This is a genomic window from Flagellimonas eckloniae, from assembly GCF_001413955.1.
Taxonomy (GTDB): Bacteria; Bacteroidota; Bacteroidia; order Flavobacteriales; family Flavobacteriaceae; genus Flagellimonas; species Flagellimonas eckloniae.
In genome coordinates this window covers 2,705,900-2,724,316 of sequence record NZ_LCTZ01000002.1, presented here as the reverse complement: position 1 = coordinate 2,724,316, position 18,417 = coordinate 2,705,900, and the positions used below count along the sequence as shown (strand labels likewise).

The 18,417-nt window shown below is 38.0% G+C and carries 18 protein-coding genes; 13 read left to right on the top strand and 5 right to left on the bottom strand.

Annotated features, from left to right (window positions below):
- The first annotated feature begins 108 nt into the window (after positions 1–108).
- Genes AAY42_RS11655 through AAY42_RS11635 form a run of 5 tightly spaced genes read left to right on the top strand, consistent with a single transcriptional unit; the run spans position 109 to position 5,208 of the window.
- A complete protein-coding gene (locus AAY42_RS11655) occupies positions 109–1,119 on the top strand; it encodes a sugar phosphate isomerase/epimerase family protein (RefSeq protein ID WP_055395382.1) in 1,011 nt (336 codons plus the stop codon).
- An 11-nt stretch (positions 1,120–1,130) separates the two neighbouring features.
- On the top strand, positions 1,131–1,574 hold the full coding sequence (locus tag AAY42_RS11650) for a DinB family protein (protein ID WP_055395380.1): 444 nt from the start codon (positions 1,131–1,133) through the stop codon (positions 1,572–1,574).
- Positions 1,575–1,583: 9 nt separating this feature from the next.
- Positions 1,584–2,813: an MFS transporter gene (locus AAY42_RS11645; RefSeq protein ID WP_055395378.1), complete on the top strand. Its 1,230-nt coding sequence runs from the start codon at positions 1,584–1,586 to the stop codon at positions 2,811–2,813.
- Between the two features lie 22 nt (positions 2,814–2,835).
- Positions 2,836–4,056: an MFS transporter gene (locus tag AAY42_RS11640; protein WP_055395376.1), complete on the top strand. Its 1,221-nt coding sequence runs from the start codon at positions 2,836–2,838 to the stop codon at positions 4,054–4,056.
- A 15-nt stretch (positions 4,057–4,071) separates the two neighbouring features.
- Positions 4,072–5,208, top strand: coding sequence for a Gfo/Idh/MocA family protein (locus AAY42_RS11635; RefSeq protein ID WP_055395374.1), 1,137 nt, complete (start codon positions 4,072–4,074; stop codon positions 5,206–5,208).
- A gap of 49 nt (positions 5,209–5,257) precedes the next feature.
- Here the strand turns inward: AAY42_RS11635 and AAY42_RS11630 are convergent, their stop codons facing one another.
- On the bottom strand, positions 5,258–5,722 hold the full coding sequence (locus tag AAY42_RS11630; RefSeq protein WP_055395372.1) for an ASCH domain-containing protein: 465 nt from the start codon (positions 5,720–5,722) through the stop codon (positions 5,258–5,260).
- A gap of 123 nt (positions 5,723–5,845) precedes the next feature.
- On the opposite strand from AAY42_RS11630, the gene AAY42_RS11625 reads away from it, so the two are divergent.
- From AAY42_RS11625 to nadD, 6 genes are all read left to right on the top strand, one after another.
- Positions 5,846–6,898: a sugar phosphate isomerase/epimerase family protein gene (locus AAY42_RS11625; RefSeq protein ID WP_055395370.1), complete on the top strand. Its 1,053-nt coding sequence runs from the start codon at positions 5,846–5,848 to the stop codon at positions 6,896–6,898.
- Positions 6,895–7,650 carry a 3-keto-disaccharide hydrolase gene (locus tag AAY42_RS11620; RefSeq protein WP_055395368.1) on the top strand — a complete coding sequence of 252 codons (756 nt, stop codon included), beginning with the start codon at positions 6,895–6,897 and terminating at the stop codon, positions 7,648–7,650. The genes AAY42_RS11625 and AAY42_RS11620 overlap by 4 nt, the downstream gene beginning before the upstream one ends.
- Before the next feature lies 1 nt (position 7,651).
- On the top strand, positions 7,652–8,410 hold the full coding sequence (locus AAY42_RS11615; protein ID WP_055395366.1) for a 3-keto-disaccharide hydrolase: 759 nt from the start codon (positions 7,652–7,654) through the stop codon (positions 8,408–8,410).
- Between the two features lie 87 nt (positions 8,411–8,497).
- Complete coding sequence (locus tag AAY42_RS11610) at positions 8,498–9,355, top strand: YicC/YloC family endoribonuclease (RefSeq protein ID WP_055395362.1); 858 nt, start codon at positions 8,498–8,500, stop codon at positions 9,353–9,355.
- Entirely contained in the window at positions 9,352–9,951 is a 600-nt protein-coding gene (gene gmk, locus AAY42_RS11605; protein ID WP_055395360.1) for a guanylate kinase, read from the top strand. Before AAY42_RS11610 ends, gmk begins: the two co-directional genes overlap by 4 nt.
- A gap of 4 nt (positions 9,952–9,955) precedes the next feature.
- A complete protein-coding gene (nadD, locus tag AAY42_RS11600) occupies positions 9,956–10,540 on the top strand; it encodes a nicotinate (nicotinamide) nucleotide adenylyltransferase (RefSeq protein WP_055395358.1) in 585 nt (194 codons plus the stop codon).
- 4 nt (positions 10,541–10,544) lie between these two features.
- Here the strand turns inward: nadD and AAY42_RS11595 are convergent, their stop codons facing one another.
- A complete protein-coding gene (locus tag AAY42_RS11595) occupies positions 10,545–11,261 on the bottom strand; it encodes a DUF6503 family protein (RefSeq protein ID WP_055395356.1) in 717 nt (238 codons plus the stop codon).
- Between the two features lie 3 nt (positions 11,262–11,264).
- A complete protein-coding gene (locus AAY42_RS11590; protein WP_055395355.1) occupies positions 11,265–13,544 on the bottom strand; it encodes an inorganic phosphate transporter in 2,280 nt (759 codons plus the stop codon).
- Positions 13,545–13,694: 150 nt separating this feature from the next.
- Here AAY42_RS11590 and dgt point away from each other — a divergent pair, with 150 nt between their 5' ends.
- Positions 13,695–15,053: a dGTP triphosphohydrolase gene (gene dgt / locus AAY42_RS11585; RefSeq protein ID WP_055395353.1), complete on the top strand. Its 1,359-nt coding sequence runs from the start codon at positions 13,695–13,697 to the stop codon at positions 15,051–15,053.
- Here the strand turns inward: dgt and AAY42_RS11580 are convergent.
- Both AAY42_RS11580 and dxs read right to left on the bottom strand, forming a co-directional pair.
- Positions 15,050–16,108, bottom strand: a complete 1,059-nt coding sequence (locus tag AAY42_RS11580) for a DUF3078 domain-containing protein (protein ID WP_055395351.1) — start codon at positions 16,106–16,108, stop codon at positions 15,050–15,052. The genes dgt and AAY42_RS11580 overlap by 4 nt on opposite strands.
- Entirely contained in the window at positions 16,099–17,877 is a 1,779-nt protein-coding gene (dxs, locus tag AAY42_RS11575) for a 1-deoxy-D-xylulose-5-phosphate synthase (protein ID WP_055397908.1), read from the bottom strand. The genes AAY42_RS11580 and dxs overlap by 10 nt, the downstream gene beginning before the upstream one ends.
- An 80-nt stretch (positions 17,878–17,957) precedes the next feature.
- On the opposite strand from dxs, the gene AAY42_RS11570 reads away from it, so the two are divergent.
- Positions 17,958–18,407: a nucleoside deaminase gene (locus tag AAY42_RS11570; RefSeq protein ID WP_055395349.1), complete on the top strand. Its 450-nt coding sequence runs from the start codon at positions 17,958–17,960 to the stop codon at positions 18,405–18,407.
- The last annotated feature ends 10 nt before the right edge of the window (positions 18,408–18,417 follow it).

The following is an 18,417-nucleotide window of genomic DNA, read 5'->3' as shown; positions in this document are numbered from 1 at the left end:
TGTATTAATTATTAAATTAATTTTCTACATTTATTCCCTATGTTTATTGAGAATTTGCCACTATAACGTTATAGTTTTTAATTTTATCCAATATTTCAAGAATACCTTATGAAGAGAAGGAATTTTATTCAAAATAGTGCCCAAGCTGGAATTGCATTATCCATATTAGGCATATATGGTTGTAAACAAAACAAGAAGAAGGAGATGGCGGATACAGAGGTAGAAGAAGATACTTTATTGGATGCTCATGTTGAGTCATTGTTTAAACTTTCACTTGCTCAATGGTCCATACACAGAATGATCAAAGAAGAAGGACTAGATCCTTATCTATTTGCTGAAAAAGCCAAAGGTTGGGGGTTTTCTGGCTTAGAGTACGTAAGCCAGCTATATGAAGATGAGCTTAAAGCCGCTAATTTTTCTAAAGAAGCTATGGATAGGTTTGTAGAAAAATCCAAAACGGAAAGTGAAAAGCATGGATTGGAAAATCTGATTATCATGATTGACCATGAAGGGGATTTGTCGGCAGCAGATGAAAAAGAAAGAAAAGCCGCTGTAGAGAATCACTTTAAGTGGGTAGATGCAGCTAAAGCCTTGGGCTGTCATTCTGTAAGGGTGAACCTAATGGGGAGCAAGATTGCTGAGGAATGGACTCCGGCATCTATTGATGGCCTTACACAGCTTTCCAAGTATGCACAGGATAAAAACATTAATGTCATTGTAGAAAATCATGGAGGATTTTCTTCAAATGCTGCTATGCTGGTTCAAGTGATTGAAAAAGTAAATCTGCCCAACTGTGGTACACTTCCAGATTTTGGTAACTTTTGTGTAAAAAGAGAAGATGGGTCTTACTTTGATACAGCTTGTGTTGAGGAATATGATCGTTACAAAGGAATTACAGAATTAATGCCTTTTGCAAAAGCAGTAAGTGCAAAATCGCATGATTTTGACGAACTAGGTAACGAGACCAACACGGATTATGTTCGTATGATGGAAATTGTTAAAGATGCAGGTTATTCTGGTTATATAGGAGTAGAATATGAAGGAAAAGAACTGAGCGAAGAAGAAGGAATACTTGCCACAAAAAGCCTATTGCTAAAATTACTTAATCAATCTGCATAAAAATTCAGTTTATGAAGGGGTTTTTACACCAACTCTTCGATTACAATTTCTACTGCAATAAAAAGCTCATTGAGCAGTGCGTTGCTATGGAAAAGGTTCCGGAAAAGAGCATAAACTTATTTAGCCATATTTTGAACGCACATCACAGATGGAACAAAAGAATTGTCGAAAAACCAGTAGAGTTTGATGTTTGGCAAGTGCACTTGATTGAAAGTTGGGAAGAAATTCATTATGAAAATCAAAGAACTTCTTTTGAAATCATAACCAATGCAGATGATTTCAGCAAAAGAATAGATTATGAAAACAGCAAGGGAAGAACATATGCAAATGAGCTCAAGGACATACTTTTTCATGTAGTAAATCATTCCACGCACCATAGAGGACAGATTTTGGCTGATTTTCGAACGAATGGAATTGAACCAGAATCGTTGGACTACATATTCTATAAAAGATAATTTCTCTTTATGAGTCCAAAAATTAAGTTTCAACTCTCTTTTATGATGTTTTTTGAATTTTTCATTTGGGGTGGGTGGTTCGTTACACTTGGTACTTTTCTTGGAGAAAATTTAAATGCCTCAGGTGGAGAAATAGCGTTGGCTTTTTCAACACAATCATGGGGAGCTATTATTGCCCCGTTTATTATAGGACTGATAGCTGACAGGTATTTTAATGCAGAACGAATTTTAGGTATTTTACACCTTTCCGGGGCATTTTTAATGTATCAAATGTATGGTGCAGATAGTTTTGGTTCCTTTTACCCCTATGTTTTTGGGTATATGATTTTATACATGCCTACTCTGGCTTTGGTGAATTCGATTGCATTCAACCAAATGAAAGATCCCGCTAAGGAGTTCTCCTTGGTGCGAGTCTTTGGAACAATTGGCTGGATTGCTGCAGGGTTGATAATTAGTTATGTATTTCTTTGGGATTCTCCAGAAGGAAGGTCAGCAGGAATGCTAAAAAACACTTTTTTAATGGTAGCTGTTGCCTCTGCAATTCTGGGACTTTTTAGCTTTATACTTCCAAGGACCCCTCCAAAAATATTGAAAAATGAAAAGGTCAACGTTTCAAGTTTATTGGGATTGGATGCACTAAAGCTTTTAAAGGATAAAAACTTTCTCGTCTTCTTTCTTGCCTCAATACTCATATGCATACCCCTGGCATTTTATTACCAAAATGCGAATCCATTTCTTTCAGAAATTGGGATGGACAACCCAACCGGAAAGATGACCATTGGGCAGGCATCGGAAATACTTTTTATGTTGTTGCTTCCATATTTTTTCAAAAAATTTGGATTCAAAAAAACAATCATGTTGGGAATGCTGGCATGGACTATCCGATACTTATTATTTTCATATGGCAATGCTGGTGAAATGGCCTTTATGTTACTAATTGGAATAGCTTTGCATGGGATATGTTATGATTTTTTCTTTGTATCCGGTCAGATTTACACAGATTCCAAAGCAGGTGAGAAATACAAAAGCGCTGCCCAAGGTCTTATTACCCTAGCAACCTATGGAGTAGGAATGTTGATAGGCTTTTGGGTTGCAGGGAAGATTACCGACATGTATTTAATTTCTGAAAATAGGCACAGTTGGGAAAATGTTTGGATTATTCCAGCCATATTTGCTTTTGTGGTATTACTGTTGTTCACCTTGCTATTTAAAAAAGAACAGGTAACTTATAAATCTTAAACAACCAATATATTTAGTAAACATGGAAAATATAAACAAGAATCGATTATTTATTGCCTCATGCATATCGCTGATAGTTACGGCAATGACCTTTGCTTTAAGGGCTGGAATTATGGGAGAATTAAATGTTGAATTTGGATTCAATGACACCCAACTTGGATGGATGAATTCAATGGCATTTTATGGATTTCCAGTGTCCATGATTATAGGGGGTCTTATCTACCCTAAAATCGGACCTAAACCAATCTTATGGGTCGCATTTATTTGTCACCTCTTAGGATTGATTCTAACAATTATTGCTAAAAGCTTTGTTCCGTTACTTGTATCAACCTTCTTAATTGGCCTTGCCAATGGTGCAGTGGAAGCTGCATGTAATCCTTTGATTGCGGATATGTACACAAAGAACAGAACCACTATGCTAAATAAGTTTCATGTTTGGTTCCCGGGAGGGATAGTTATTGGAGCTCTACTTGGTGAGTTTATGGGAAATGCCGGACTTTCATGGCAAATTCAAATAGCTATAATGATCATACCTACATTAATTTATGGCTATTTAATACTTGGGCAAAAATTCCCAAAAGCAGAGAATATAGAATCAGACATAAAGATGAATATCAAATCAATGTTCACACCATTATTTATATTTATGCTTGTATGTATGGGTTTAACGGCCACTACAGAACTTGGAACAGGTCAGTTTATTGAAAGATTGTTGGGTCAAGCTGGAGCCCCACCACTTATTATTTTGGCAATAGTTACTGGATTGATGGCGGTTGGAAGGTATTTTGCGGGACCGATTATTCATAAATTGAATCCAGTTGGAGTTTTGTTTGGGTCTGCAATAATTGCTTCTCTTGCACTTTATTTATTGTCAAGTGCCACAGGTCCAATGGTATATGTTGCAGCTATTTTATTCTCATGTGGAGTTATGTATTTTTGGCCTACTATGATTGGATTTATAAGTGAGTACAGTCATAAAACTGGAGCATTGGGAATGTCAATCATAGGCGGGTTTGGAATGTTGATTACAGGGATTTCACTTCCAAAAATTGGTCAAATGCTGGATGAAGAACGCACCAATGCCTTGGATTCCGGAGTTTCTGCAGAAGCGGCAGACCTAGTAGCTGGTCAAGCTACATTGGGAAATATTATGTGGCTTCCTGTAATATTGATTGTCCTTTTTGGAATTTTGTTCCTGATGAGAAATAAGCTGGAGGAAAAAAGATTAAAACAAGAACACTAAAAATAAAAAAGAATAATGCCTAAAAAAATAAGACTCGGAATTCTAGGAGGAGGGGGAGATTCCCTTATTGGAGTACTTCATAGAGTAGCCTCGTTTATTAACGATAATTATGAGATTGTTGGTGCGGTCTTTAACCCAGATTTGGATCAAAGTATAAATTTTGCAAAGGAAATTGACGTTCCCACCAATCGTATTTATAAAGATTTTGAAACTTTGGTAGAAGAGGAATTAAAACTTCCTGAGGACGAACGTATTCAAGTCTGTTCCATATTAACACCTAATTTCCTTCACTTTCCAATGGCAAAAAAATTGTTGGAAAACGGGTTCCATGTCATTTGTGAAAAACCGATGACCACAACGTATGAAGAAGCCAAGATTCTTCAAGATACTTTGGAAAAAGCAGGAACAGTATTTGCCGTTACCCATACCTATACGGGGTACCCTATGGTACGCCAAATGCGGGAAATGATCAAAGCGGGAGCTTTGGGAAAAATCCATAAGGTGGATGCAAGGTACTATCAAGGGTGGATAAATACTATTATCCATGACAAGGAAAAACGTTCTTCTGTTTGGCGCTTAGATCCTAAAAAAGCAGGAATAAGTTCGTGCATGGGAGATATCGGGGTTCATGCGTTCAACATGATTGAATTTACCACTGGATTAAAGATAAAATCATTGTTGTGTGATTTTAATTATTTGTACGATGATAATCAAATGGATGTGGATGGAACTGTTCTCATCCGAATGGATAAACATGTAAAAGGTGTTATTCGTGGCAGTCAAGTGGCCACTGGTGAAGAAAATGGTTTGGCAATAGCTATTTATGGCGAAAAAGGAGCTTTTAGATGGGAACAGGAAAAACCAAACTTCCTGTACAAAATGAGCGATACGGAACCTGTTCAAATATACAAACCAGGTCATGCATACAACTCGGAATTATCTTTGGATGGGACCAAACTGCCACCAGGACATCCAGAAGGAATTTTTGATGCCATGGCCAATATATATTTAGGAGCTGCCCGGGCAATTCGAGGTGAAAAATACAATGATGGTGAGTTTCCAACGATGTTAGATGGAGTGCGGGGATTGAATTTTATTGAAAGCACCGTGGCTTCGCACAAGCAAGGAAATGTTTGGGTGGATATGGACTAATACTTTGCGTATACACTATAAAAACAAAGTGGCCGCTTTTGCGGCCATTTTATTTTTCAAACAGTTTTTCAAAATTTTCAAAGACTACTATCATACTCTCCCTTGGTTTTCTATCAAACTGAGAGAGTTCTCGGGTATAATAATCCCAGTGGGTTTTTTGCCAATGCTCTAAGCTTTTGTCACCTTCACCTTCCAATCGTGCATGATCCGAATTCACCGCAAAATAGGGAACCAATCTTACACTGGTAGTTCGGATAATACACTTGGCATTTCCAGACCAATCCGTAACAACGGCAAAATCTCCTATTTTTGGAAGCTTCTCTTTCCGCAGTTGCAGTCCCAGTAATGAATGGGACGTAGCACGTTTAACATCTTTGCGAACTAAATCTGCACAGATATTTGCGTCCTTTTCATTATCACAGAAGCGAATTACTTTTGGAGCGTCTTCTGAAGCAAATTCCAAATGTGCATCCAAAAAATCACCCCAGAGATTTCGAGCAGAACTATTTTCCATGTATGGTATTAGTTTTCGGTTTTTTTAGTACTTTTCTCTTTCCAAGAAAAAGAAAATATTAGGACTAAATATAACCGAATATTCTAAAAAATTAATCCAAAACATCGCATAAAAGCAAATTAGATGAAAACAATTAAAGGACCTGCCGTATTTCTTGCCCAATTTGTAGATAGCCAACCACCTTTTAATTCTTTGGATGGTTTATGTAAATGGGCCTCGGGTTTGGGGTATAAAGGAATTCAAATACCAACCTGGGAATCTTTTCTAATAGATTTGGATAAGGCTGCAGAAAGTCAGGACTATTGCGATGAGCTAAAGGGGAAAATCAATTCGTATGGTTTGGAAATCACCGAGCTGTCCACGCACTTGCAAGGTCAACTGGTGGCAGTTCACCCAGCTTATGATATAATGTTCGATGGTTTTGCGCCTGAATCCGTGAGAAATAATCCAAAAGCACGAACAGAATGGGCAGTTGAAACGGTAAAAAAAGCAGCTACGGCAAGCCGAAGGCTGGGAATAAATGCGCACGCTACATTTTCCGGATCATTGCTTTGGCATACCGCACATCCCTGGCCACAGAGACCTCCTGGATTGGTGGAAATGGGTTTTGAAGAGTTGGCAAAACGGTGGATGCCTATCTTAAACCATTTTGATGAAGAAGGTGTGGATGTTTGTTATGAAATTCATCCGGGAGAGGATTTGCATGATGGCGATACGTTTGAACGATTTTTAGAAGCGACAGGGAATCATAAGCGGGTCAATATTTTGTACGACCCAAGTCACTTTGTATTGCAGCAGTTGGATTATATCGCTTACATTGATCATTATCATGAGTTTATAAAATCATTTCATGTTAAAGATTCCGAGTTCAATCCTACGGGAAAGAAGGGAGCATTTGGCGGATACAATGATTGGGGAGATAGAGCTGGAAGATACCGTTCTTTAGGAGATGGCCAGATTGATTTCAAAACCATTTTTTCCAAGTTAACACAATATGGTTGTGATGTTTGGGCTGTTATGGAATGGGAATGTTGTATTAAAAGTCCGGAGCAAGGAGCGCGAGAAGGAGCAAAATTTATTGCCGATCATATTATAGAAGCTACAACAAAGACTTTTGATGATTTTGCCGGAGGGAATACAGACACTGAAAAACTTAAAAAAATTCTGGGATTATGAAGAAAATAGTTGTGTTCGCATTGGTATTGGTCGTTTTTGCATGTAAGGAAAAGCCAAAAGAAGATTCCAAAGAAGTTGAGCAAGAAGCAGAAATACAAATAGAACAGGAAGAATCTGAATGGACTGTTTTGTTTGATGGATCATCTTGGGATGGATGGCATGTGTATTCCGGAAGGGACATTGAAGAAGCATGGAGCCTGCAAGATGGAGCTATGCTGTTAAACAAAACTTCCGAAGCACGAAAAGATGGGAGTCGTTTCAATATCATAACAGACAAGGAATACACCAATTTTGTGCTTTCCGTGGAGTGGATGGTAAATAGTGGAGCAAATAGCGGTATTATGTGGGGGGTTGTTGAAGATGAAAAATACCCAGAACCCTACACCACGGGTCCTGAGATTCAAGTGCTGGATAATATAGATCATCCAGATGCAAAGAACGGGACCAATCATCAAGCAGGAGCTTTGTATGATATGGTATCACCAACTAAAAATGTGGTAAAACCGGTTGGAGAGTGGAACCACTATACTATTTCTATAAACCATAAAACTAATAAGGGCAGTGTGGTTTTAAATGATATTCTGATTACCGAATTTCCCGTAAATGGAGAAGCTTGGGATGCTATGGTATCCAAATCCAAATTTGCCACTTGGGAGGCCTTTGGGAAATCACAAACAGGGAAAATTGCATTACAAGACCATGGAGAGCCCATTGTAATTGGTTATAGAAATATAAAAATAAAGGAACTGTAATATGCCTAAATACAAGAATATCCTATTACCGTTATTTGCCTTAGTTGTTACCATTTCTTTAGGCCAGGAAAAAGAGCCAACCAAGCCAGGGGCTACCGAATATTATGAACCGGTTCCACCAAAAGTTACACCAGGGGAAAATGGAAGTGCACCAAGTGATGCGACTGTTCTTTTTGATGGAAAAGACTTTACAAAATGGATTAGCAGTACTGATAGCACTGCGGTAAACTGGCATTTAAATGATGATGGAAGCATGACGGTTAAGGACAAGACCGGGAATATTCAAACAAAAGAAAATTTTGGAAGTATGCAGCTTCATGTTGAATGGAGATCACCAGCAGAAGTACAACGGGAAGGTCAGCATAGAGCGAACAGCGGGATTTTTCTGCAAAGAAGATACGAAGTCCAAGTTCTGGATAACAACGACAACCCAACCTATGTAAATGGTCAAGTAGGATCCGTTTATAAGCAGGCTGTTCCACTGGCGATGGCTTCCGTACCTTCAGGGGAATGGAATACGTATGATATTATTTTTCATGCGCCAAAATTCAGCAGAGGAGGAAACCTTGAAAAAGCTGCAACGGTTACCGTGTTGCACAATGGGGTTTTAATTCAGGATAACTTTATTCTTGAAGGCCCAACGGAATATATTGGATGGCCCAACTATGAAGCTCACGGGAAAGCTCCTTTGATGCTTCAAGACCATAAAGACAATAGCAGGGTAAGCTACAGAAATATTTGGGTCAGAAAATTGGATTAGCATATTTTCAACCTTTCTGTTTTCAGTTATATTCAATAAAACCAAAAACCTATTTTGGTTACCTTTGCCAAAATCTAAGTATTCCTTATGATTCAATCCATGACAGGGTTTGGAAAGCATATCGTGCAACTTCCTTCCAAAAAGATTACCATAGAACTTAAATCGCTTAACAGCAAAAGTCTTGACATCAACGCCAGAATTCCACAATTCTACAGGGGAAAAGAGCTGGAATTGCGCAAAATGATTGCCGATGTATTGGTAAGGGGTAAGGTTGACTTTGGTCTTTATGTTGAGATTACCGGAGAAGAAACAACAGCCGAAGTAAATGAAGCAGTGGTTAAAAAATATATGAAACAACTAGCCAATATTGCTGATGGTGATAAGGTGAAGTTATTGGAAATGGCGTTGCGTTTGCCGGATGCAATGAAGACAGAAAAAGGAGATATTGACGAGACAGAATATGAATCCATTAAGGAGGCAATGAAGCAGGCGCTCTCAGAAATCAAAATTTTCCGTGATGAAGAAGGCCAAGTATTGGAAAAGGATTTTATTGCCCGACTTAAAAACCTGAATCGTTTATTGGATGATGTGAAAGCCATCGACCCGGAACGTTTGGACACGGTTCGCGAACGTCTGGAAAAAGCAGTTGCAGATTTGAAAGTGGAATTGGATGCCAATAGATTTGAGCAAGAATTAATCTATTATTTGGAAAAATACGACATCACTGAAGAGAAGGTCCGTTTGGCTAACCATTTAGGCTATTTTGAAACTACGCTAGAATCTAACGATTCCAATGGAAAGAAACTTGGGTTTATTGCTCAAGAAATTGGTAGGGAAATTAACACGATTGGTTCAAAGGCCAATTATGCACCTATGCAACAGTTGGTGGTGCAAATGAAAGATGAGCTGGAGAAGATCAAAGAACAAATGTTGAATGTTTTATGAAAAAAGGAGGGAAGCTTATTATATTTTCCGCTCCTTCGGGCAGTGGAAAAACTACAATTGTTAGGCATCTGCTGAAACAACCAGAGCTTAATCTGGCGTTTTCCGTTTCCGCTACATCACGCCCAAGAAGGGGAAAGGAAAAACATGGCATCAACTATTATTTCATGTCCATTTCCCAATTCAAAACCCATATTAAGAATGAAGATTTTTTGGAATGGGAAGAAGTCTATCGCGATAATTTTTATGGAACCTTAAAAACTGAGGTTGAACGTCTTTGGGCCGAGGGGAAAAATGTAATTTTTGATATTGATGTAGTTGGTGGATTGCGTATAAAAAAGAAATTTCCGGAAGAAACCTTAGCTGTTTTTGTAAAACCTCCCAGTGTTGATGAATTAAAAATCAGACTGAAAAAACGAAGCACGGAAAGTGATGATAAGATTAATATGCGGGTTGCAAAAGCTTCGGTTGAGCTGGCCACGGCACCACAGTTTGATAAGGTTATCAAAAACTATGATTTAGATGTTGCCCTAAAGGAATCCTACGAATTGGTATCCGATTTTATAGGAGCAAAGGTACCTAGTTCAGAAGAAGAATAGAAAAATGAAAAATGTAGGGCTATATTTTGGAACCTTCAACCCTATTCATATTGGCCATTTGGTCATTGCTAATCATATGGTGGAGTTTTCGGACTTGGATGAGGTTTGGTTTGTGATTACTCCTCAAAGCCCATTTAAAACAAAACAGTCCTTGCTAGATGACCACCATCGCTATCAAATGGTTTTTGAAGCTGTACAGGATTATCCAAAATTACAGCCCAGCAAAATAGAATTTAATTTGCCCCAACCCAATTATACCATAGATACGTTGGTTCATTTGGATGAAAAATATACTGCTGAAAACAATTTTTCACTTATAATGGGAGAGGACAATTTGAAAAGTTTTCACAAGTGGAAAAACTTTGAAACCATTCTGGAGAATTATTCCATTTATGTGTACCCAAGAATTTCTGAAGGGAAGATGAAACATAAATTTGAGGGGCATCCAAAGATTCAAGTTGTTGAAGCCCCCATCATGGAGATTTCATCAACCTTTATTAGAAAACAGCATAAGGCTGGAAAAAATGTAAGACCCTTGCTTCCAGAATCAGTTTGGAAATATATGGATGAAATGAACTTTTACCGTTAGAGGTTTAGTGGACCGTAGGCTTAATCAGAACATCAGTTCCTAGATATTTATCATCCTTGTTGTAATACCAAGCCCGTGTTTTTGGCATTTTTACGCCATTGATTTCTTCCAAACCGCTGAGTAAGATATACTCCCCATCTCCCTTACTCTCATCATGATAGAATTGATAGACTTCCATTGCGTAGGTGTTGGGGTCAAAATAGAAATACCAAACATCATTTCCCACTTCCTCTTCATAATTTACTTTTAGAACAAGGTATTTCTTGCCTTTAAAAGTTTTGCTCTGAACGGTATCGTCAAGAATGGTTCCAGGGTCTTTTAACTTCATTGGGAGGCCATATAGATAGGTGTAATAGTTTTGCATCATTTTTCCTCGCTCACACGAAAGTCGATGTTTTTTTCTATCTGTCTCAGAGATTTCTGTGGAGCCATTTAAACGTATAGTACATTTTTCTTTATTAAACAGATAACTGTAAGTAGTACTATCTTTTTCGACAGATAAGCTAAATTGTTCCTTTAATAAGTCGATTTTAATGGTACTTAACCGGTCACTGGATTTAGGGGTGTTCATAAGGACCGTAAATGATCCATTGAAACTTTCCCACTTTTGGTTTGGATTGTGAAATGTTATCGACTTGTTCAATAACTCTTCTGCAGAAATGTCCTGTGCATAAAAGACAGTGCCCCAAAAAAGAATCAAAATTAAAATAAGATTACGCATTGATCAATCTTGTTTTTCTATCCTTGCTGGCTCAATAGTGCTGTCGTGCTCTGAATAATATAGTTCCAACAAACTCATTGTCGTCTTAATTAAATCCTTGCTTTCAGTGAGGAAAGAAAAGTATAAGGTGGTGTTTTTTGGGCTGGATTCCTCGGTACGTGTTCTAGCAACCTGCTTTTCGATTTTTTCGGAAACCATGGCTAAAAGCTCATCTCTTTTGGTTAAAATGGATTGAATCTTTTCAAAGGTTCTTGTTTGGAAAATTTCTTGGGTTCCATTAAAAAGCTGTTCCAGTTCAACATCAAGTTCCTTGAGTTCTTTTATCTGCGTGTACTTTAATTTTTTATGGTTGTTGCGTACATGTTTGTATCCAAGCGTTGAAATATACTCCAAGGATTGGGAAAGGTCTTGCAGATGCCCTAGTAAACTAATGTAAAAATTACTGGCTCCCCCAACACTGGATTCATCAAGATTTTTAATGAAATAGAAAATGTTGTTTTTTAAATCGTCTATTTCACCAGACATTTTGTTCACTCCTTTTTTGTTCTTTTTGAGCACTTCAATATCATGTCTTGCCAAACCATTTACAGAATAGGTATATATCCTATTGCTTCTTTTGATCATATTGGCAATGTTATCGGCACTTTCCTCTATTACCCCTTGAATTGAACTGCTCTCGGCTCTTCGTAAACTATCTTCTGCTTTGGTTACCTTGGTTTTTTTATTGTGCGACATGTAATTGCGCAATAAAATTATAGCGGTAATAAGCAATAAAACTACCAACCCAACAAACCTTCCCAAATGAAGTGTATAGGCAATTAGTGCGGCCGCTACAAATGCGCTTAAAGCGGTAAAAAACCATCCTCCAATAACATTTAAGACCCCAGCAACCCTGTAAACGGCACTTTCCGCCCCCCAAGCCCTATCTGCCAAAGAAGTACCCATAGCAACCATAAAAGTCACATAAGTGGTTGACAAGGGCAACTTCATGGACGTAGCAATAGAAATAAGAATACTTGCTACCATTAAATTTACAGATGCCCGTACCATGTCAAAAGCTGGTAAATCTTGTGCCTTTGTAATGGGAACATAGGTATAAGGTACGGTAAAACGTTTATCCACTTTTTGCTGTATGGAAGGAGGTATGATTTTTGAAAGATTCTCAAAAGTGGCAATGCTAAACTTAACAACCTGTCTTGACAGATAATTAGGTTGAAATCGTTCATCACCCTCATCTTGTCTTGACAAATCTACACTTGTTTTAACAACATTTTTTGCCTTGGATGAAAACCATAAGGTAACGACCATAATGCCACCAGAAAGCAATAATAATAAAGTGGGTGTTTGTACTGCTGCGGACAACCCATTCATATTAAAATTCTCGGGTGCAATGCTAGATACTTGCCAATCCTGAAAGGACTGTAATGCAGCAATGGGAACTCCTATAAAGTTTACAAGGTCATTACCTGCAAAAGCCATGGCGAGTGCAAAAGTTCCAAATGCTATAACAAGCTTATAAATATTCCATTTTAGAAAACTTGCTGCAGTCCAAGAAATTAATGTCCATAGAACAATATTGAGTAACACAAAAATTTGAGGTTGGGAGCTAACGAAATCTGAAATTGGGCCATTAAAAATAGCCGCACTTTTTAGCCCTTTAACTAAAATAAAATATATGATTGCAGTCGTTGCCAATCCACCAAAAATAGATTCAACCCATTTTGATTTTGATTTGTAATCGAATGAAATCAGTAGTCTTGAAATAAATTGTACAATGGCTCCAATGGTAAAGGCCACAAACACGGATAAAAGTATCCCAAAAATTATCTCGGCTGCCTTGTCTGTATTGATATAGGTGGCTAAATCTGAAAAGCCCCCATCACTTTTAATGATTTTCACCAAAGATATCGCTACGGAAGCCCCTAAAAGTTCAAAGACAATTGAAACCGTTGTTGAAGTGGGCATTCCCAAAGTGTTGAAGAAATCCAGGAGCAGAATATCGGTTATCATCACAGCCATAAAAATGAACATGATTTCCTCAAACACAAATTCCCCTGGATTAAAAATACCCTTTCGTGCTACCTCCATCATGCCGCTAGAGGACATTGCCCCAAAGGCAATCCCAATGCTTGCCACAATCATAATAGTCCTAAAAGAAATAGCTTTGGAACCTATTGCTGAATTTAAAAAATTAACTGCATCATTACTTACGCCAACAACCAAATCGGTTATTGCCAAAATTCCCAATGCAATAACCATGAAAATGTAGATGTTCTCTCCCATTAAAAAAGAAATATGACAAAAATGCCATTATAAATTGGCACCAAGGTTAACATAATGTTACGAAATATAAGGTGAAAACGGGAATATTTTTAATGCACCATGAGTTGAATTTAACTTTTGGCATATCTTCGTTCAAAAACTAGGAAATCTATGGATTGGGAACGTTTACTTTCTTTAAAACGTTTTGGGGATACACATAAAAGATTACGAAAGGAACAGGAGGAGACCCGCTTGGGTTTTGAAGTGGATTACGACCGTATTATTTTCTCCTCATCTTTTAGAAGTCTTCAGGATAAAACGCAGGTTATTCCGCTTCCAATAAGTGTAGGATCTAAAAAGGATTTTGTGCATACACGACTTACACATAGTTTAGAGGTTTCCGTAGTTGGCAGGAGTTTGGGCAGGACAGCTGGACAACGAATTTTAGCAAAGTATCCCTATCTATCAGAAATTCATGGATATCATTTTAATGATTTTGGAGCAATAGTTGCAGCTGCCGCTTTGGCCCATGATATTGGGAATCCGCCTTTTGGACATAGCGGTGAGAAGGCAATCGGCAGTTATTTTGAACAAGGTATTGGAAAAAAATACAGAACTATTCTTTCAAATGAAGAGTATCAAGATTTAATCGATTTTGAAGGAAACGCCAACGGATTCAAATTGCTTACGGAATCTAGGGAAGGAGTTCCTGGCGGACTTCGTTTGAGTTATGCAACTTTGGGTGCCTTTATGAAATATCCAAAAGCGTCACTTCCCAAAAGGCCATCAAAGCATATAGCTGACAAAAAGTTCGGGTTTTTTCAGTCTGAAAAGGATTTCTTTCTAGAAGTTACTGAAGAAATAGGACTCGCTGTGAATCCCAAAAATTCTGGAATTGGTTTTTACAGACATCCGTTGACCTATTTGGTCGAAGCCGCTGATGACATTTGTTATACGATTATTGATTTTGAGGATGGTATCAATTTAGGATTGATTCCTGAGGAATATGCATTGGAATACCTTATCAATTTGGTGAAGGAAAACATCAATACCAAAAAATACAATGCTATGAAGCATTCCAATGACCGATTAAGTTATCTAAGAGCATTGGCGATAAACACCCTAATTACAGATGCGGTTGAAGTTTTTGAACAAAATGAAACAGAAATTCTTACAGGAAGTTTTGATTCTGCATTGTTGGATAAAGGAAAGTATAAAGCTCAGGTAGACGACATTATAAAACTGAGTGTTGAAAAAATTTACCAATCCACAGAGGTAATAGACAAAGAACTTGCGGGCTATAGAATTATCTCTGATATTCTTGATTTTTACACCCAAGCCTTGGTGAATAAAAAAGAAGGAAACGCAACGAATTATGACAAACTATTAATTCAAAGTTTGCCCGATGTGTATAAAAACACCGATGTACCTATTTATAATATCTTGCTGAACACCTGCTGTTTCGTTGCTAGTCTTTCGGATAGTGCTGCGGTGCATTTTCACAACAAACTAATGGGGAAACAATTTTAAAAAGCATAGGTAAGGCCCACCCCCAGCAATTGTTTAAATTGTATTCTTGGTATACCGGGGTCTGTAACGGTTCCATCATCGGCCACTACTTCATCAAACTTAATGTCATCATCATATATAAGGTGGGTTCCAATGTTTGCATTGATATGTTTGTTCACCTTTAGATTGAAGTTCATTTCCCAATCCACATCAATATTACCAAAGCTAATGAGGTAATCGGTATATAGGTTTACCCGATGGCTCATTATTACATTTTTTATGATTTCTTTCTCCCAGGTATTGGTAATTAGAAACCCAAGTTCCATAAATACGTGTTCCCCTTCTTCAACCCCAAATGCACCTTGGTTGGACAAATTTTCATCCGTAACAAATGTTGCTTTTTGAGTAATTGGGGAAATATATAGGTTAAACTTTTTCCCTTCGGGAATATAGGATGTTCCCACACCCAAAAAAAGATATCCCGGAGACATAAACCTTGAAATAGGAGTAGTTCTGTTGGGATATTTAAAACCATTGGAAAATTGTGTGTTGAAGTTTGCCTTTACCGAAAAATACCAATTGGTGATTGTATCCTTTCTAAAACCGATGGTTGAAGATATTCTTATTTGATCATCAGTTTTTCTAAGTTGTCTCCCTTCCTGCGCGTTTAGGCCGTATCGCAAACGCAATTCGTTGTTCCAATTAAGATAACGGAATTTATAATTTCGTGTAAAACTTGCATTGGCCAAAGCGGAAACTGAATTATCTCCACCGGCATTCCAGTTTACAAAAGCAACCTCGTTAATGTTGAGTCCAAATTCATTTTTTTTATCCCAAAAGGATGTTGGCACAAAGCGCTTATATTTTTTGCTCAATGGTTTTACACGGTTCAAGATTGTTCTTGGGTCGGTCCGCTTAGCAGCTCTAGTAACATATTTTAGTTTTACTTCTTTTATCCGCACTACTTGAAAATCATTTGAAGTGGTATCTGTGTCAAATACCCTTGATAAATTTACCTGGGCATTAACGGCAGACAAAGCGGATAGAAGTACAGCAATAAAACAAATTAATCGCATGTGGTCAAGGTTGATTTAATATAAGTTTGAATTGCATCAAAATCCATACCAGCAATCTTATGAGTTTCCTGTATTGTTCCATGTTCAACAAAGCTGTCCAGAACGCCAAAAATTTTAACAGGTTTTGAAAACTTAGCTTCATTTGCAAATTCCAACACTGCAGAACCAAAACCTCCAGTTTTGCAACCATCCTCAATAGTAATGATATGGTCATATTTTTCAAAAATAGACCTAAGTGTGTTTTTAGCCAAGGGTTTTACAAACCGCATATCAAAATGCCCTATTAAACCAACACTATCCAAATTTTTCAATACTTCTGCAAATTGATTTCCGATATGACCTATGGTAAGAACAGCAATTTTAGAGCCTTCCTTTAGACAGCGGGCCGTACCAATTTCAATAGGTTCAAATTTAGCTCTCCAATCCAAAGTAACACCTCTTCCGCGGGGATACCTGATGGTTATTGGATGGTCTAGACCTAACTGCGCTGTATACATGATATCCCGCAACTCCATTTCATTCATTGGCGCAAACACTATAAGGTTGGGAATACATCGCAAATAAGCAATGTCAAAAACACCGTGATGCGTCGGTCCATCTTGCCCAACAAGTCCAGCCCTATCCAAGCAAAAGATTACTGGTAAATTTTGCAAAGCAACATCATGGATTACCTGATCATAGGCCCGTTGGAGAAAAGTAGAGTAGATATTACAAAAAGGGACAAGCCCTTGCGTAGCCATTCCAGCGGCGAGGGTAACTGCATGTTGTTCAGCGATTCCCACATCAAAAGCCCTTTTGGGAAGCTCATCCATCATAAATTTCAAGGAGCTTCCTGTTGGCATTGCAGGAGTGATACCTACAATCTTTTTATTTTTTTTAGCCAATTCAACCAAGGTGTGACCAAAAACGTCCTGGTATTTTGGAGGTTTTATTTCTTCCGATTTTTTAAGTCGTTCTCCAGTTGTGGCATCAAACTTTCCTGGAGCATGGTAAACCACCTGATTTTCCTCTGCTTTTTTGAGTCCTTTTCCTTTTGTTGTTATGATATGAAGCAATTTTGGACCGCTTAATGTCTTTAGCCTTTCCAATTCTTGCACTAATTCATGTACGTTATGTCCATCTAGAGGACCGGAATAGTTAAGATTAAGGCATTCAAAAATATTTTCATCCTTGGCAGTACCTGCTTTTACATTGGTCAAGTACTTTTTCAAAGCCCCAACACTTGGGTCAATACCAATAGCGTTGTCATTTAAGATAATCAAAGCGTTAACATCCGTAACACCTAAATGATTCAAACCTTCAAAAGCCATTCCACTGGCTATCGATGCATCACCAACCACGGCAATATGTTGTCTTGAATATTCTCCCTTTAGTTTTGAGGCCATTGCCATTCCCAATATGGCTGAGATTGCTGTTGAACTGTGACCGGTTCCAAAGTCATCATATTCACTTTCACTTCGTTTGGGAAAACCGCTGATTCCGCCCAATTGTCTATTGGTATCAAAAATTTCCTTTCTACCTGTCAAGATTTTATGCCCATATGCCTGATGGCCAACATCCCAAATGAGTTTATCGTTTGGTGTATCAAATACATAATGAAGCGCGATCGTAAGTTCCACCACACCCAAGCTGGCACCTAAGTGGCCCTCTTTTGTGGCTACAATATCAATTATAAATTCCCTAAGCTCCCGCGCAAGTTGAGGCAGTTTGTCTAAAGACAGCTTTTTAAGGTCTTTTGGTGAATTGATATGTGTTAAAAGTCGTTCCAAGAAATCAAAAAACAAAAGTACCTAATATCAATAACATGATTTTATGTTTAGTTTAGCCGCTGATAAAATATTTTGACACATTGGAAAATCCTTTTGATGATACTTATTTTATGAAAAAAGCCTTGCAGGAGGCCGAGATTGCATTTGAAAATGGCGAGGTTCCTGTTGGTGCCGTAGTGGTTGTGAACAATAGAATTATTGGTAGGGCACATAATTTAACGGAACGTCTGAATGATGTAACCGCTCATGCCGAGATGCAGGCAATAACGGCTGCCGCAAATTTTTTGGGAGGTAAATATTTACACAGATGTACGCTATATGTTACTCTTGAACCATGCCAGATGTGTGCCGGAGCCTTGTACTGGAGTCAGATTTCCAAAGTAGTTTATGGTGCTTCGGATTTGGAGCGCGGTTTTAGTGTAATGGGAGGGAATTTACATCCTAAAACAGAGCTGGTTGGTGGAGTTTTGGAAAATGAGGCCTCAGAATTGTTGAAGCGGTTTTTTATACAAAGGCGTAATCTCAACTAAATAAAAAAAC